18 protein-coding genes are annotated in these 16,528 nt (G+C 58.3%); 9 read left to right on the plus strand and 9 right to left on the minus strand.

Annotation, left to right across the window (positions count from 1 at the left end):
* Positions 1–33 precede the first annotated feature (33 nt).
* From flaF to RA28_RS12210, 3 genes are read left to right on the plus strand one after another with little or no spacing between them, the layout of a single operon-like run.
* Positions 34–408, plus strand: a complete 375-nt coding sequence (gene flaF, locus RA28_RS12200; protein WP_039529439.1) for a flagellar biosynthesis regulator FlaF — start codon at positions 34–36, stop codon at positions 406–408.
* Positions 408–809, plus strand: coding sequence for a flagellar biosynthesis repressor FlbT (gene flbT, locus RA28_RS12205; RefSeq protein WP_039528916.1), 402 nt, complete (start codon positions 408–410; stop codon positions 807–809). Before flaF ends, flbT begins: the two co-directional genes overlap by 1 nt.
* Complete coding sequence (locus RA28_RS12210; RefSeq protein ID WP_039528919.1) at positions 806–1,597, plus strand: DUF1217 domain-containing protein; 792 nt, start codon at positions 806–808, stop codon at positions 1,595–1,597. Before flbT ends, RA28_RS12210 begins: the two co-directional genes overlap by 4 nt.
* Positions 1,598–1,703: 106 nt before the next feature.
* On the opposite strand, the gene RA28_RS12215 is transcribed toward RA28_RS12210, so the two are convergent.
* From RA28_RS12215 to RA28_RS12225, 3 genes are all read right to left on the minus strand, one after another.
* Positions 1,704–3,260: a DUF427 domain-containing protein gene (locus RA28_RS12215; RefSeq protein ID WP_039528921.1), complete on the minus strand. Its 1,557-nt coding sequence runs from the start codon at positions 3,258–3,260 to the stop codon at positions 1,704–1,706.
* Positions 3,261–3,342: 82 nt separating this feature from the next.
* Positions 3,343–4,044 (minus strand): winged helix-turn-helix domain-containing protein, encoded by a 702-nt coding sequence (locus RA28_RS12220; RefSeq protein WP_039528924.1) that lies wholly within the window; start codon positions 4,042–4,044, stop codon positions 3,343–3,345.
* Positions 4,016–4,300: a hypothetical protein gene (locus tag RA28_RS12225; protein ID WP_082029824.1), complete on the minus strand. Its 285-nt coding sequence runs from the start codon at positions 4,298–4,300 to the stop codon at positions 4,016–4,018. Before RA28_RS12225 ends, RA28_RS12220 begins: the two co-directional genes overlap by 29 nt.
* A 175-nt stretch (positions 4,301–4,475) precedes the next feature.
* Between RA28_RS12225 and RA28_RS12230 the strand changes: the two genes are divergently transcribed.
* The 4 genes from RA28_RS12230 to RA28_RS12245 all read left to right on the plus strand — a co-directional run bounded on the left by RA28_RS12230 (position 4,476) and on the right by RA28_RS12245 (position 8,428).
* Positions 4,476–4,970, plus strand: coding sequence for a hypothetical protein (locus RA28_RS12230; RefSeq protein ID WP_052261452.1), 495 nt, complete (start codon positions 4,476–4,478; stop codon positions 4,968–4,970).
* Positions 4,971–5,086: 116 nt separating this feature from the next.
* Complete coding sequence (locus tag RA28_RS12235) at positions 5,087–5,704, plus strand: ribonuclease HII (protein WP_039528929.1); 618 nt, start codon at positions 5,087–5,089, stop codon at positions 5,702–5,704.
* 105 nt (positions 5,705–5,809) lie between these two features.
* Positions 5,810–6,913 (plus strand): site-specific DNA-methyltransferase, encoded by a 1,104-nt coding sequence (locus RA28_RS12240; protein ID WP_039528931.1) that lies wholly within the window; start codon positions 5,810–5,812, stop codon positions 6,911–6,913.
* Positions 6,914–7,045: 132 nt separating this feature from the next.
* Positions 7,046–8,428 (plus strand): adenylate/guanylate cyclase domain-containing protein, encoded by a 1,383-nt coding sequence (locus tag RA28_RS12245; protein WP_039528933.1) that lies wholly within the window; start codon positions 7,046–7,048, stop codon positions 8,426–8,428.
* An 81-nt stretch (positions 8,429–8,509) separates the two neighbouring features.
* Here RA28_RS12245 and RA28_RS12250 read toward each other — a convergent pair whose 3' ends face one another.
* Positions 8,510–9,646 (minus strand): alkane 1-monooxygenase, encoded by a 1,137-nt coding sequence (locus RA28_RS12250; RefSeq protein WP_039528935.1) that lies wholly within the window; start codon positions 9,644–9,646, stop codon positions 8,510–8,512.
* A gap of 58 nt (positions 9,647–9,704) precedes the next feature.
* On the minus strand, positions 9,705–10,760 hold the full coding sequence (mutY, locus tag RA28_RS12255; protein WP_039528937.1) for an A/G-specific adenine glycosylase: 1,056 nt from the start codon (positions 10,758–10,760) through the stop codon (positions 9,705–9,707).
* A gap of 81 nt (positions 10,761–10,841) precedes the next feature.
* Here mutY and RA28_RS12260 point away from each other — a divergent pair, with 81 nt between their 5' ends.
* Both RA28_RS12260 and RA28_RS12265 read left to right on the plus strand, forming a co-directional pair.
* Complete coding sequence (locus RA28_RS12260) at positions 10,842–11,348, plus strand: DUF721 domain-containing protein (RefSeq protein ID WP_039528939.1); 507 nt, start codon at positions 10,842–10,844, stop codon at positions 11,346–11,348.
* Positions 11,349–11,361: 13 nt separating this feature from the next.
* Complete coding sequence (locus RA28_RS12265; RefSeq protein ID WP_039528943.1) at positions 11,362–12,024, plus strand: DsbA family protein; 663 nt, start codon at positions 11,362–11,364, stop codon at positions 12,022–12,024.
* Positions 12,025–12,070: 46 nt separating this feature from the next.
* On the opposite strand, the gene lpxK is transcribed toward RA28_RS12265, so the two are convergent.
* From lpxK to RA28_RS12285, 4 genes are read right to left on the minus strand one after another with little or no spacing between them, the layout of a single operon-like run.
* Positions 12,071–13,072, minus strand: coding sequence for a tetraacyldisaccharide 4'-kinase (gene lpxK, locus RA28_RS12270; protein WP_039528946.1), 1,002 nt, complete (start codon positions 13,070–13,072; stop codon positions 12,071–12,073).
* Complete coding sequence (locus tag RA28_RS12275) at positions 13,059–14,294, minus strand: 3-deoxy-D-manno-octulosonic acid transferase (RefSeq protein ID WP_039528949.1); 1,236 nt, start codon at positions 14,292–14,294, stop codon at positions 13,059–13,061. Before RA28_RS12275 ends, lpxK begins: the two co-directional genes overlap by 14 nt.
* Positions 14,291–15,091, minus strand: a complete 801-nt coding sequence (locus RA28_RS12280) for an inositol monophosphatase family protein (RefSeq protein ID WP_039528951.1) — start codon at positions 15,089–15,091, stop codon at positions 14,291–14,293. Before RA28_RS12280 ends, RA28_RS12275 begins: the two co-directional genes overlap by 4 nt.
* Positions 15,078–16,424, minus strand: a complete 1,347-nt coding sequence (locus RA28_RS12285) for a TldD/PmbA family protein (RefSeq protein WP_039528954.1) — start codon at positions 16,422–16,424, stop codon at positions 15,078–15,080. The genes RA28_RS12280 and RA28_RS12285 overlap by 14 nt, the downstream gene beginning before the upstream one ends.
* Positions 16,425–16,528 lie beyond the last annotated feature (104 nt).

Here is a 16,528-nt window from a genome sequence, read left to right on the forward strand (position 1 = left end):
CAGATACCTGATGGACGCTTGGAAGGATACTTCGTGACCCCTCAAATCAATGCACAACGTGCTTACGCCCAAACTGCTGCGCCGACGCGAACACCGCGCGATACCGAATATGAAGCAATCTCGAAGATCACGCACAGGCTCAAAGCCGCTGCAGCGCGACGCACCACGGATTTTGGTGGGTTTGTTCGCGCGTTGCATGAAAACCGGCGTCTGTGGAACGTCCTTGCAACCAGTGTTTCGGATTCTGACAATGGCTTGCCCAACGACCTGCGCGCCAGAATTTTCTACCTTGCTGAATTCACCGAACAGCACAGCAGCCAAGTTCTGAACAACAATGCCGTGGTTGAACCGCTGTTGGAAATTAACATGGCCGTTTTACGGGGCCTCAGGCAGATGAAAGGCGTGTGATGAGTGGACTGGTTTTGAAACTTGCGCCCAAAGAGCGGGTGCTGATCAATGGCGTAGTGATCGAGAATGGCGATCGGCGCAGTCGATTTTCCATCATGACACCACAGGCCAACGTTCTGCGACTGCGGGATGCCATACACCCCGATGAGGTCAATACACCCGTGCGGCGCGTCTGCTACGCCGCTCAGCTCGTGTTGTCTGGCGACACGGCGCCGGATCAGGCCCGTCAGCAACTCCTGCGCCGCGTCGAGGAGTTGAGCCAGGTGTTCACAGATACCGACAGCCGCCGGGTTTTGACCGAGGCAACCGAGGCTTTGGTCGCGGAGCAGTACTACAAGTGCCTCAAAGCGCTTCGCTCGTTGTTGCCGCGCGAGGAACGCCTGATGGCGTATCACCAATGACTTTCCAACCGGTCGTCCCCACCGGAGGAATCGCGGGTTGGCGTTTTTTGCAACGCACCTACGACGCGCAGCTTCAGAGCTTTGCAGACTCAGACGTCAACGCCCGCGACAGGGCGTACTTTCTGGACAACATCGGAGACGTCCGGACAGCCGAGGATCTGGTCTCGGATCGGCGGCTGTTACAAGTCGCTTTGGGTGCTTTCGGATTGGAAGATGATCTCAACAATACGTACTTCATTCAGAAAGTCCTGTCCGACGGGACACGCGCTGATGACGCGCTGGCCAACAGGCTGGCCGACGGTCGATATCGCGAGTTTTCAGACGCGTTTGGTCTGGGGGCCGGGGCCACGCGTAAAACCGGCCTGATCACGAATATGGAACAGATTGCGGACGACAGTCTGACCGCCCGGTTCGAGGTTGCCGTCGGGCAATCCGATGATGCGATGCGCATCGCGCTATACGCACAGCACGCTCTGCCAGAAATCGCCTCACTGGATAGATCCGGCGATCGCAAATGGTTTGAGCTTATGGGAAACCCGCCCCTTCGCCAGATGATGGAGACAGCACTGGGTCTACCGTCATCTTTCGCACAACTCGATCTCGACCGGCAGTTGGGACAATTCAAAGAGCGACTCGCGCGCGTCACGGGCTCGGATGATCTGGCACAGTTCACGGATCCCGAAGCCGTCAGCAAGCTGACAGATACCTATTTGGCGCGAAATCAGATTGCGCAGTTTCAGGCCGGTTTTTCTCCGGCGCAAACGGCGTTGATCTTGTTGGGGGGGTGAGAAACAGGGACGGAACGCAGCCTACAGGCGAGCTTGTCTAAGCCGGTGTAACTTCAAAGTTCGAACCTCGCCCATCCAAACTGACCTTGGTCGTTTGTGCGGATTTTCACCCGTCGGGCGTCTGCAGCGCAAAGGCTTTTACCGGCTGAGATACGTTATGCAGCTCAACCTCGCCCAGAGGGATCGCGTGAACGCAAGCGGGTTGGATGTCGTGTGACACGACGATGCTGTGACCCGTGGATTTGCTGAATTCACCCAAACGCGCCGCAACGTTGGCGGCCTGACCAATAACCGTAAAATCAAGGCGTTCCTGTGATCCAACGTTGCCATAGGTCACCCGGCCATAGGCAACACCTATAGAACAGTCGCAGTGATCCGTCTTTTCCGTTTGCCGCGCCTCGGCCAATCGTTGAACGATTTCAATCGCACTGCGCTGCGCATTCTCCCGGGCTGCGTTCGGGTCTTCCTCAGCGGGAAACACGGCCAGGACCGCGTCCCCGATGAATTTCAGCACTTCGCCATCGTTTCGGTCCACGATGTTCGAAACCGTCTCGAAAAAGTCGTTCAGCAGGTTGATATACTCGCTGCGTCCCAGTTTCTCTTCCAAGCTGGTCGAGTTCCGCAAATCGCAGAACATGATTGCTGCATCAATGTCATCACCATCGCCGCGCCGAATCTCGCCGCCCAGAACACGTGCACCGGTTCGCTTGCCGACATAGGTTTCCAGCAACACCTGCGCGTTCTCGCGCTGCATGAATACCTCGTAAAACCGGGCGATCACGGTCGAGCATTCGAACACCAGCCCAAGGTTCTCGGTGGTGAACCCATTTGGATGATCGCTGGTCAGGGTCAGTACGTTGATCCGGCCGTCCGAAAAGGGCAGCGGCATGGCGACGTAGTCCGTGCCACCCTGGGCGCGCAGGTCTTCCATGATGGGAAAGCTGTTGTGGGGGTGGTCGTCGTCCAGGCGTTGCCGCACGCCGCCCAAACCATTCGACACGTGACGCAGAGGGCTGTTGATAAAGGCCGGATGGTCGTGAATTTCGTAAGTTGGAACATTCGTGGAAATCTCGGCCACGTTCTTTTCCCAGATGTGGTGTTTGCCGGCGATCAAAGGATGCAGGGACCAAACCAGAACGCTGAGTCGCTGAATTGCGATCCCGTGTTCCAGCATCTTTTCCGACAGGGTCTTGGTAAACTCTTCAGCCGTTTTTATCTCGGCAGCACCGCGCATCAGCCAGTCAATCAGCGGACCGCTGATGTTGCCGTCCTCGGGTTCGCGCAACGTGTTTTCACCCAAGTCGATATGAGTAAAAGCATCCGGCATGAATCCGATATGCCCCTGTATGGCTGCGCTTTCAGGCAGTGCATCCTCGTAGGCCCAGATCGAGTTTGCCAGTCTTTCGCCCGGCAGGCTGATATCGTGATAGGTGGCGGTACCCTTGAAGGGGCAGAACGTCTGCAACTCGGTCTCGGGGCTCAGTTCAACGCAAAGGTCTGCGCGTGGGATGTAAATCGCCGGCGGAAGCCGTGTTTCATACATCACTTTGGCATTGTGGCTTTCAGCCAGCAGGATATCTCCGCGATAGATCGCGACGCGACCCTGTAGGTGTTCGACAGAAATCCCGTAGCCTTTGATTCTCGGCGTGGCATGGACGTTCATCATCAGCCTCCCTTGCTCGGGCCCCTATAGGATGGGTCCTTTTGCAGACCATTCCAAGGGGCGGGACGCAGAATATACCGGCTCAGACCATTTGAATCACGTCTTTTTCGATCGACAACATATAGCCACGCTTGGCGATGTTCTTGACCAGCAGCTCGCTGACCATCTGATTGCCTAGGGCATCGCGCAGCCGTTTTATGCGGGTCGCACCTGCGGCTTCGTCGCAATCGGCCGCATCCCGCCCCGAAATCGTGGCCTCGATCTGAGCACCGGAGAGAACCTCGTCATCCATTCGGGATTCGGCCAGAACTGACAGAGTTTCCATCGCGGCAGGCGTCAGGTGAAAATCCATATTGTTGAGGTAAACGGTATTCTCCTCGCGGCTTATCAGCAGGGAAGTGACCTGAATGCCCGTTCGTTCAATCTGTGCCATGCGCCGGTTCAACAGAACCAGCATGACCAGAACAACAAGCGCTGTGATCAGCATGGCGCTGGCAAACACCAACAACACAAAAATCACCATCCTGTAACTGGACAGGGTGTCGGCAAAGGCCGTGCCGGATTGCGCCAAAATCTCCAGCAAGCGGATTTCAGCCTGCGAGGTCAGGTCGCTTTCGACGAACAACCGCTCGACGCGCGCATTGAATGCGTTGGCATCTGGCAACGTCCAGAACAGAAAAACCGCGGCCGTGATCAGAATCAGGACAATCGCCGCGATACCCGCCCCAACCAGTCTGACGCCAGAGCGACGCGCCTCAGTAACGGAGATAGAATTTTCCGGCATTGGCCTTCCTTTGATCCAACCCTTCCGGCCCGAACACAGACATTACATTCAGCAATGTCCAACCGGACGATTTCAGACGTTTGGCAACTTCAGTTTTGGCCTTGCCCTTATCGCAACCCGATACCTGCATCACCCCATAATGCAGGCGCAGGGGGTCGTCCTGCTTGGCTTTGTAGTCCGCATAGCAATCCGCCGCCGCCGCAGAGCCAAGCGATATCAGGGCCGCAACGGCCAGAGAAGAGAGGATCGTTTTCATAAGCTGCATCCTGCGCATGGGTGGGGCCGATATTCAATAACCTCAAGGGGTTTAGGCAGGCGTTATCCGATAACAACGTCCCGTTATTGCCTGTCTGACGGCCACGCCCGCAGTGTCGATGCATAGAAGACGCGGACTAATGCAGACCGCAGGAACATCCGAAAGGACATGCATCATGCATCGGAAATTCATTGCTTTGATTGTTGCCACGGCGGTGGCTATTACCGGGATTTCAGCGTCAAACGCGCGGGCAGCGGATGCGCGGGACATACTTGGCGGATTGGCCGCCATTGCAATCGTGGGGGCAGCGATTCACCACTATTCCAATCAAGAGCGCAAGGATCGCGCTCAAACAGTGACCCGCGCGCCGCGTTACGAGTACCAAAAGCCAAAAAACAACGTTCGTAAAAAAGCAAAAAAGAACCACTACAAGGCGCGGCCGCTGCCTGACCGTGTCGCCCGGTATGATCTGCCGCAGCGCTGCCTGCGCACATACAAGAACTACTCCGGATCGCGGCCACTGCTTGGACCAAGCTGCCTGAACAAATACTACAAGCATGCAGGCAAACTGCCCAACCAGTGCAAAGTTGGATTCTGGAACGGGAAACAGGTAAAACGCGCCTACGAACCCGCTTGCCTGCGAGAATACGGTTACCGCGTCGTCTATTGATTGCGAATATCGAGCAGGAGCGACGCCATCAGAAGCGTCGCACCGGGAGGGGGTGGCTTGGGCCATCCCCTCTTTTGTTCTTGCGAATTGGGACAAAACACGCTTTGCCGGACGCTATGACCAAACCCAGTTTTGAGATCGAGCAGGACTTGCATTCTCGTGGCTATGTTCGAATAGCCGGAGTGGATGAGGTCGGGCGTGGTCCTTTGGCCGGTCCGGTGGTTGCCGCGGCCGTAATCTTGGACCCAGACAATATTCCCGATGGTCTGAACGATTCCAAAAAACTGACGGCAAAGCGACGGATCGCGCTGGAAACAGCGCTGCGCGGCCAAGCCGAAATTGCAATGGCCGAAGCGTCAGTTGCGGAGATTGACGCCTTGAACATTCTTCGGGCTTCGCATCTGGCGATGGAACGCGCGGTGGCGGCGCTGACGCCGGCGCCTGATTTTCTACTGATCGACGGTAACCTGGTTCCCAGCGGTTTGACGATCCCGTCACAGGCCGTTGTCAAAGGCGACGGGCGGTCCGTTTCGATCGCGGCGGCCTCGATCATCGCGAAAAACTGGCGCGATCAGGTGATGGTGGATTTGGCGCAACAGCATCCTGGTTATGGATGGGAAGCAAATGCGGGCTATCCGACAAAAATGCATCGCGAAGCGTTGCGAAATCTTGGTGTGACCCCACACCATAGACGTTCCTTTAAACCGGTCCACAATATCTTGTATCAAGAGTAAATCGTAAGTCACTGATTCAAAAAAGAATTTGACGGCGAATCATCTTTGACTCATCCTTGTTTCAACCAAATGAGCGCAAAAGCGCCGTGGAACTGAGGCAGTGATATGACCACTATTAAGACGAAGGGCGCAACCGCGCTCCCTTTAAACACGATTCTGTCCGGGGACTGCATCGAAGCGATGAACAGTCTGCCCGAGGCGTCGGTGGACCTGATTTTTGCGGACCCGCCGTACAATCTGCAACTGAAAGGCCAGCTGCATCGCCCGGACAATTCAGAAGTGGATGCGGTCGACGATCACTGGGACCAGTTCTCAAGCTTTGGGGCCTATGACCAATTCACGCGCGCATGGCTCAAGGCGGCGCACCGTTTGCTCAAGCCCAATGGCGCGATCTGGGTAATCGGATCTTATCACAACATCTTCCGCGTTGGATCGGCGTTGCAGGATGCGGGCTATTGGATTCTGAACGATGTAGTCTGGCGCAAGTCGAACCCGATGCCGAATTTCCGCGGCAAGCGCTTTACAAACGCGCATGAGACGATGATTTGGGCGTCTAAACGGGAAGGGGCGAAGTACACCTTTAACTACGAAGCGCTTAAAGCCCTGAATGAAGGTGTACAGATGCGCAGCGATTGGGTGCTGCCCATCTGCACCGGGCACGAGCGTCTCAAGGATGAAAACGGTGACAAGGCGCATCCGACACAAAAGCCGGAATCGCTGTTGCACCGGGTCCTGATCGGCTCGACCAACCCCGGTGACGTAATTCTGGACCCGTTCTTTGGAACGGGCACAACTGGCGCGGTTGCCAAGATGCTGGGCCGTGAATTTATTGGCATCGAACGCGAGGAAAGCTATCGCAAGGTGGCCGAAAAACGCATCGCGAAGGTTCGCAAGTTCGACCGCGAGGCGCTTGAGGTCAGCGCCAGCAAACGCGCAGAACCACGTGTGCCCTTCGGCCAATTGGTTGAACGCGGGATGCTGCGCCCGGGCGAAGAACTCTATTCGATGAACCAACGTCACAAGGCCAAGGTTCGGGCAGATGGCACGCTGGTTGGGCAAAATGTCAAAGGGTCGATTCATCAGGTCGGCGCGCATCTGGAAAACGCGCCGTCGTGTAACGGCTGGACCTATTGGTGCTTCAAGCGTGACGGCAAGACGGTGCCCATCGATGTCTTACGCCAGCAGATCAGGGCCGAACTGCACAACTGAATACCGCCGGTGCCTGTGGCCTGACACAAGGCACTAAGCCTTGCCCCGCCGATTTCGGCGGGGTCTTTTGTTTTTTGTGCAGGAATGATTGCATAGCCCTGTCCCTGACAGTCCGAATGGGAGAGCAGACCCATGACCGATACTTCCGCCAGCCCGTCCCGCCTGGACCGGTTTTTCATAACGCAACCTGACAGCGTCGATCTGGACAATAAGTATACCGAAGCCGCACTTGAGCGGCACAAACGCGAAGGGCTGGAACTGGCCGTTTACGCACGTTGGATCGCCATGGGGCTGACCGGTGTGCTGTTGGTGTTTCTGAACCCGCATTGGGAAGTTCTGTGGTATCACTTCATTCTACTTCTGATCTGCGCAAATGGGTGGCTGATCCGCCGCGCAGGTCGTGTGGGCCAGTCGCGAACCGAGTTGTTGTTGATTTTTCTTGATCTTCTGATCATGACCTTGGCGATGATCGTGCCCAATCCGTTCAGCGACGATGTGCGACCGCTGGCGATGCAGTACCGGTTCGATAATTTCCAGTATTTCTTTATCATCCTGGCCGCGGGCACGATGGCGTATTCCTGGCGTACGGTTGTGGCCATAGGATCGTGGACTGCCGGAATATGGACCTTGGGCTGGATTATTGCCTGGTGGGTCGCGACGCCGATACCGGGAATCAGCGAGCGCGTGGCGGAAGCATTGCAAGGATACCCCGACGTGGCCGAGTTGCTGGACCCCAACAGCTTTATGGTACATCAGCGCATTCAACAGGTGGTCGTTTTTGTCATGGTCGCGGTGACGTTGGGGATCTCGATGCGGCGGCTGAACCGCCTGTTGCTGAGCAACGCTGGTCTTGAGCGCGAACGCGCCAATTTGTCCCGTTATTTTTCGCCCAATGTCGTCGAGGCGCTCAGCCACAACGACGAACCGCTGAAACAGGTTCGCAAAGAAAATGTCGCGGTCCTGTTCATTGATATTGTCGGGTTTACCCGCTTTGCGGCCGGGCGCGATCCGTATGAAGTCATCGAGGCCCTGCGCGGGTTCCATGCGCGAATGGAGACCGAAGTGTTCCGGCATCATGGCACGCTGGACAAATATTTGGGCGACGGGTTGATGGCAACGTTCGGCACGCCCGTTCCAACACCGCTGGATGCCAGCAACGCCCTCGCCTGTGCGCGGTCGATGGTCGATGTCATAGAGCGCTGGAATCTTGATCGGCGCCGGACCGGAGAGCCCGAGGTTCGCGTAGGGATTGGCGTACATTTCGGCCCCGTCGTCCTGGGCGATATCGGTGCAAATCGGTTGGAGTTCGCGGTGATCGGAGACGCCGTAAATGTGGCTGCCAAACTCGAAGCCATGACCCGTGATCTTTCCGCCCGCATCGTTATCAGCGACGCCGTTCACAAGCAGGCTCGCCGGGAAAACCCCGCTTCGCAGCAGGATATGCAGGGCTTTGTCCGGAAATCGAACCAAGCCATACGGGGCGTCGAAGCTCCGATGGACGTCTGGGCCTATTAGTCGGAAACGCTCCCGCCCGGCAATTGCGCATCATAGATGCACGTTGCCGGTTGGGCTGAGCAGCGCGCAAACGCGCTGCGGTCAGGTGGGTGGATAAGGGTTTTGCGCCTTGTTGTAGGGCTGCCAATTTGTGATTTCAGGGTAATACTGACGCCGCCAGGCGCGTACTCTTGGGTTCATGACCCGCCGCCACAAGGGCGGCATCATCGCTGCCACGGTCATAACTGGATACCCGTAAGGCAATTGCGGTGCCGCATCCTGACTATGGTGTTGCAACAAAGGGAAGCGGCGGCTTGGCTTGTAGTGGTGATCCGAGTGACGTTGCAGGTTGATCAGCAACCAGTTTGAGGCTTTCTGGGATGAATTCCAGGAGTGGCGCGGTCGAACGTGTTCGTATTTTCCGTTGCCCAGGTGTTTGCGGGTCAGACCATAGTGTTCGACATAGTTGACCAGTTCCAACTGCCAGATCGCGATACCGGCCTGAAGCAAGAACAGACCCATCCCGGCCCAGCCGCCGACCACAAAGGCAAGTAAAAGCATCGCGCCTTGCAACATCCAATAACGCCAGAACGGGTTGGATCGGTCTGTCCACGGCAAGTCCTTCCGCGCGAGTTTGTCGCGTTCTGCACGAAAGGCAGAAACGAGGCTCTGTTTAAGCACACGAGGATAAAACCGATGGAAGCCTTCGTTGTAGCGCGCGGTCACTGGATCACGCGGCGTACCGACATATCGGTGATGGACCAAAAGGTGTTCGGACCGGAAATGCGAATACAGCACCATTGCAAGCAGGATGTCGGCCAACCAACGCTCGCCACGACCTTTTTGATGCATCAACTCGTGGCTGTAGTTGATCCCGATGGTGCCAGAAATCACGCCCATCCCGAAGAAGACGCCAATCTTTTCAAGCGTGCTCAACGTGCCCGAGTGGGTCACATACCAGATCAGCCCGTAAAGTGTCAGAAACTGGAACGGCGCCCAGGCGTTCGTCAGCAAGATGTACCAACGCAACGGCCCGTCTGGTGTTTCGGTATCGGCGTTTTCCAGATTCAGACCCACAAAATGGTCCAGTACAGCGTAAGCCCACCATGTCGAAACGGGCACCAACAGAATCCACACGCCGCCAGAGAATGCTGAAATCCAAATCAACGGGATCAGAAGGAATGACGCCCAAAACGGCAGGGCAGTTTGCCAACGGGACAAGGTTTCCGACGCGATCATCTGGATGCTTCAAACCTTTTGTGGGCAGTGGGCCTGCCCTGTTGCGTTGATTGGCGCGCTAGCGCCCACGCCAAAGATCGTGGGCCTTGCGCATCACTGTAGGCAAATCTTTTGGCCGAAAGTCATGTTTGTCCAGAACGATCAGCCCATCCAGGTTGATTCCGTTGGGTAACGAGGCTGTCCAAACCCGCAGAACAAGGTGAAAATGCGTAAAGGTGTGGCGCACTTCGCCCTGCAACGCCGTCCAATCCGCGTCGAAAGGCGGGCATGGTATCGGGGCATCCGACCACTCCGAGCCTGGCCAACCAAGCATGCCGCCCAAAAGACCCTTGTCCGGTCGGCGTTCCAGCACCAACGCGCCATCCTCGCGGCGTGCGATGTAGATGTGTCCATGTCGGACAGGTTTCGGCTTTTTCGGCGTCTTTTTGGGCAGCTCCGCCTGCGTGCCGACGGCCCGTGCCAGACAAGGCGCACGCAATGGGCAAATACCGCAGGCAGGGGACTTCGGCGTGCAAATTGTTGCGCCCAAATCCATCACGGCCTGCGCATAGTCTCCGGGCCGCCTGGTTGGCGTCAGCGACGCAGCTTTTTCTTTGAGGATGGGTTTTGACCCGGGCAAAGGATCGTGAATGTCGAAAAGGCGGGCCATCACCCGTTCTACGTTGCCATCCAGAACCGTTTCGGGCTGGTTAAACGCAATCGCGGCAATTGCGGCGGCGGTATAAGGGCCGATGCCCGGTAGTTCCAGCAGGGCATCATAAGTATCAGGGAACCTGCCCGCGTTTTCGTTCGCCACGACCCGCGCGCATTTCAAGAGGTTTCGGGCGCGGGCATAGTACCCCAACCCGGCCCACTCTGCCATGACATCCTCATCCTTCGCCGCGGCTAACGCGTCCACAGTGGGCCATCTGGTTGTAAAGCGCACGAAATAGTCGCGCACCGCTGCGACAGTGGTTTGCTGCAACATGACCTCGGACAACCAGACGCGATAGGCGTCGGGAACGACGCCCGCAGCCCGGTCCGCCGGGCCTATGCGCCAAGGCATCTGGCGCGCGTGGCGGTCATACCAGTCGAGCAATTCGGCGCTCACGTCAAATTCAGCTATGTCACGCAAGTTTTATCTGTCTCTCTGTCGGGTTTCGCTGGCGCCCGGGCGTCTGCCTATTACAATAGCGGCGCAGGAGTTGGATACCAGATGCAACGCAGACGATCCTCGACACGCGGGTTCAAGCGCACCGCGACCTTGCTGAACGACCAGATCAGGCGCGCGGGTGAAAGCCGTGGCTTTGCGGTGTCGCGTCTGCTGACTCATTGGACCGAGATCGTGGGCCAGGACATCGCTGCGATCGCCCAACCGGTCAAGGTCGGATACGCCAAGGGCGGGTTTGGAGCCACCTTGACGGTGCTGACCACCGGTCCCCAAGCGCCGATGCTGGAAATGCAGAAGGAACAACTGAAAGAGCGCGTCAACGCCGTCTATGGCTTCAGTGCGATCAGTCGTGTTCGTATAACCCAGACCGCTGCGACCGGATTTGCGGAAGGCCAGGCAAGTTTCGACCATAAGCCAAAACAGGCAGAACCCGAAATAGCGCCTGAAATAGCGGCCGAAGCAGACAATGTGTCGCGTGACGTTAACGATGAAGATTTGCGCGCTGCCCTTGAACGACTGGGCCGCAACGTTTTATCCAGACAGAAACACTAAGAAAGGGCTGAGAATGAGCCGTATTGCAACAGTAATCTGTGCGGCCGTCGCCGTGGCCGCGGGCGGATATTGGTTGACGACGTCCAACACCACCCCCGCCGCTCCGCTGATCAGCAGCGCCGAGGCACAAGAGGCGGACCTGGATACCTCGACCATCGTCGAAATGGTGCTTGGGGCCGAGGACGCGCCGGTCGAGATAATCGAATATGCGTCTTACACGTGTCCGCATTGTGCAAATTTCCATCAGGGGCCGTTCAAGCAGCTCAAGAAGGATTTCATCGACACCGGAAAGGTTCGGTTCATCTATCGCGAAGTGTATTTTGATCGCTACGGTCTGTGGGCTTCGATGGTCGCGCGCTGCGCCGGGCCGGACAAGTTCTTTGGCATCTCCGATCTGATCTACGAGGGCCAACCAGAATGGACACAAGCCGGTGGCCCGACCGAGATTGTGGATGAGCTGCGCAAGATTGGTCGTCTGGCCGGTATCGACAATGACCAGCTTGAAGCCTGCCTTCAGGACGGGACCCGCGCACAGACCTTGGTCGCATGGTATCAGGAGAACGCCGAACGTGACGGCGTGCAGGCCACACCGTCCTTTGTCCTGAACGGCAAGAAGATCGAGAACCAGTCCTACGACAGCTTCAAACAGTTGATCGAGGAAGAACTGGGTTCGTGATCACCCAAGTTGGTCATGCCCCCGAGGGATGGCCAACCACACCGATCTATTTCGGTGATGGTGCCGACTTGAGCAGCATATTCCTGACCCGATCAGCTTCGGCAATTTGAAGCCGGACGGGCAGGGTTACGACCTTGCTACGGAATGCGGCGGGCAGGCGCACCGCGTCTTTTTCGGTCGTGACCATTTGCGCGCCCAATGCTCGGGCTTCGCTTTCAAGCCGGGTCATCAATGCGGGTGTCAACGGTTGATGGTCGTCCAAAGCCTCGGACCGTACAAGCGTCGCACCCTGCTGGCGTAGCGTCTGAAAAAACTTTTCGGGATGGCCGATCCCGGCAAACGCGACAACGGGCGTGTCGGTCCAATCCATCCCGGTTTGCAACGGGCTGACTTGCCCAACGACATGCGGCACGGTCAACGCATTGCGCCATTTCTTGGAAAACATGTCCTGAGCTTTGGAGTCCCCCAGAGACAGGACCAAATCTGCCCGCTTCATCCCCGCCTCAACCGGCTCTCGCAGCGGCCCGGCCGGAAGGCAAAGCCCATTGCCAAACCCGCGTTTGGCATCGACCACGATGATCGAAAAATCCTTGGCGACAGAGGGATTCTGGAAACCGTCGTCCAGCACGATAACGGTTGCACCGCTGTCCACCGCTGCGCGTGCGCCCGCCGCACGATCCTTGGAAACCCAGACTTCGGCGAAGGCGGCAAGCAACAGCGGTTCGTCCCCGACTTGTGCGGCCGTGTGGCGTGACGGATCGACTTGCACCGGTCCTTCCAGTGATCCGCCGTACCCGCGCGTGACGACATGTGGGGTATGCCAGGCGTCACGAAGCTGTTCCAAAACCCAGATGGCCGTTGGCGTCTTTCCTGTACCACCGGCGTTCAGGTTGCCAATGCAAATGACCGGAACGTCGGGTTTGAAGCCCGAAGTCGATGCGACCCTGCGCGCCGTTGCCCCAGCGTAGATCCGACCCAGCGGAGCCAGCAGTCTGGCGCGCAGGTCCAGTTGATCGGGGGCTGTGTCCCAGAAATCAGGTGCGCGCATTCCGAGCCCTCCGCTGGTCCAGTTCATCCTGAACCATATCGGTCAGTTGGTCGATCTGCGGTGCACCTTCAGTCACAACCTGCCATCCGGCGAGCGCCATATCAGCCGTGCGGTCCGGCGCCAGCAACGCCACGACACCATCCCCCAATTCGGTTGCGGATTTGATTTTCAACGCAGCTCCGGCCTTGTCCAACCTGTCATAGGCATCCTGATGCCGGTTGACATGCGGTCCGTGAATAACCGCCGAGCCAAGTGCCGTCGAGGTCAATGGGTCGTGCCCGCCAACGCCCCGCTCCAGCGAACTGCCCATGAAGGTCACAGCCGAGACGCGATGCCACAGCCCGAGGTCCTCGGGGTCGGACGTCAGGATAACTTGCGTTGTATCTTCGATTGGATGCCCGTCATCCCAGTTCGCGCAGCGCAGGTCCATGGCGGAGAGCCGGCGCTGCAGGGGTACGACCTCGGCTATGTCCGCCACATGCAGCACAAGTGCCAGACGCGGCAACATCCGCATGGCCTGTCGATGTGCGCTGAGGATCGAGATGAACTCTTTGTCCTGCACCCAAGCGGCCAGCCATACCGGGCGACCGGCAAGGGATTGATTGGTTTGGATCAACTCTTCTTCAGGCCAGGGCGGCGGGTTGGGGCTGATCCTCAGCGGGGGGGAAACCGTCACTTTGTGACTGGGAATGCCCAATCTCCGAATTTGCCTCGCCGTGTCCTCGGATGTTGCCAGAATTTGGCCAAAGCAATCCATCGTGTAGCGGCTGAGATCGGGAAGCCACCGACCGCTGCGCGCAGGTTTGATATCGACGCTGGCTTCGACAAGCACCATTGGAATGCCACGTTCTTCTGCACGGGTGATGATGTTTGGCATCAATCCACCGCCAACCCAGATACCCATGTCCGGGCGCCAATGATCAAGGAAGCCCCGCGCAGCCCCGGCCTGTTCGGCGGGCAGTCTGACCAGCGGTGCAATGCAATCGCCCCAATCTGACAGATCCGCTTCGGGTGGCGCCGTAAGCAGCAGCGACAATTCAGGCCTTAGGGGCATCAACCTACGGCAGAAGTCATCGACCACACGTAATCTGGCCGGGTTTTCGATATGGACCCACAGCAGCTCGCCCTCGGGCCGGACTGTGTCCGTCGACCCGTTGCCGGATTGCACGCCCCACGACAGCACGCGATAGGCCGCAAGACTGAGAGATCGCGGCTTGCTCATCCCGGTATTCCTGATCCTTGCGGTTCAAGACGCGAAAAAAGCTGGGGGTGCAGGTCCGGTCCTGCCGCGACAACGCCGTTCAAACGGGGGTGCGGATTGTTGAATCGCAACGCTCCCCCCCAGCGGTCCGTGCAAAGCCCGCCAGCCTCGCGCAAGATCAGGTCGCCTGCTGCAATATCCCACTCCCAACTGGGGCGTAAGGTGAGCATGCCATCGAACCGGCCTTGGGCAACCAACGCCATGCGGTAGGCCAGTGACGGGCGGTAGACCCTTTGGAATTCCGGCACCGACCCGGACCGCCAATGGCGCGGATTTAGGTTGGGTTTCGCCGCCAGAACCTCGGCCTCGGACATGATTCCGGGGTTGGATACACAAATGTCCTCGCCGTTCAGCGTGGCCCCTTGTCCCCTTGCGGCGGCGTAAAGCAAATCTCGCGCTGGCAGGTATACAACCGCTGCTGTGATTTCACCGCTGTCGGCTACGGCGATGGAATGCGCCCATGTGCGCGAGCCTTCGGCAAAGCTGCGTGTGCCGTCTATCGGGTCGATGATGAATACGCGGTCGCGGTGCAACCGGTCCTCGGTGTCTTCAGTCTCTTCACTCAACCAGCCGTAATCGGGTCGTGCTGTGCGCAATTCGCGTTCCAGCATCGTGTTGACGGCCAGATCCGCCTCGGTCACCGGACCTGCGCCATCTGGCTTGTCCCAACGCTGCGCTTGAGGTCCGGAAAACCGGGTTGCGATCCGTCCGGCCTGTTTGGCGGCGTCAATCAGCAGGGGCAGGTCAGTTGCCGGCAAGTGTCATCCCTTCGATCAGGATCGACGGCACCACGCGCGACAAATAGCGGCGCGCGTCATTGGCGGGGATGATCCGCATCAGCATCTCGCGCAGGTTCCCGGCGATGGTGCATTCATTGACCGGATAGCTGATCTCGCCGTTTTCGACCCAGAACCCGGATGCACCGCGCGAGTAGTCGCCGGTATTGGGGTTGATCGTCGATCCGATCATCGACGTCACCAGCAAGCCGGTTCCCATGTCGCGGATCAGGTCTTCCCGGCTTTGATCGCCTTGCGTCAGGCTGAGGTTCCAGTTGCTGGGCGAAGGTGGTCCCGACACCCCGCGCGCGGCGTTTCCGGTGGGGGCCATCCCAAGCTTTCGCGCACTGGACAAGTCCAGAGTCCAGCCGGTGAGGATGCCGTTTTCAACGATTGCGCGTTTTTGGGTCTGCAAACCTTCGGCGTCAAACGGGCGTGAGCCCGCGATACGGGGACGGTGCGGGTCCTCGATCAACGACAAGTGGTCCGGAAGAACTTGCTGACCAAGGCAGTCTTTTAGCCAAGAGGCACCGCGTGCAATTGCGGCACCGTTGCTGGCGGCCAGAAGATGACCGACCAGCGACGATGAGATGCGCTCGTCAAACAGCACCGGATAAGTGCCCGTTTCAGGCTTGCGTGCACCGCCTCGTGCGACTGCGCGTTCGCCGGCGGTTTGACCGATCTCGACTGGGTCGCGCAGGTCGCTTTGAAACGTGCGGCTGTCACCATCATAGTCGCGTTCCATCCCGGTGCCTTCGCCCGAAATTGCAACGCATGAGGTCGAGCGGCTGCTGCGTGAATATCCACCCGAAAACCCGTTGGTTGCGGACAGGTGCACGCGGTGCGTGCCATAGGACGCCGCCGCATCCGAGACCTGCGTAACGCCGGTTATTCCTGCGGCGGCGGCTTCTGCCGCCAAGGCGTCCTGCATCAGCGCCTCTGCACTGGGTTCGGGGGTCGGGTCGAAAAGCTCCAACGCGTCCATGTCCCAGTCGGAAATCAGCTGATCCGCGGCGGCCAGGCCCGTATAAGGGTCCTCGGGTGCCTCGCGCGCCATTGCAACGGCGCGTTCGGCCATCGCGATAAGGGTCTCAGGCCGGCTGTCCGAGCTGGACACGATGGCCTGGCGTTTGCCCAGAAACACGCGCAGACCAAGGTCCGTGCCCTCGGACCGCTCGGCATGTTCCAGCGCGCCTTCGCGCACCTCAATCGAAACAGACGTTCCATCGATAACAATCGCATCCGCTGCCTCAGCGCCCGCTGTACGGGCTGCGTCCAGCAGGTTGTGGCTGATCTGTTCTGGTGTCTGTGTCATGTCGCCTCCGGTCTGACCACATTGGACCTAGCCTTGGACTGCCCGACCCGCAAGACCTGCGACCGGAAAGAAAACAGGGCCGGACCCGTTTCCGGGTGCGGCCC

This window comes from Ruegeria sp. ANG-S4, assembly GCF_000814005.1.
Lineage (GTDB): Bacteria > Pseudomonadota > Alphaproteobacteria > Rhodobacterales > Rhodobacteraceae > Ruegeria.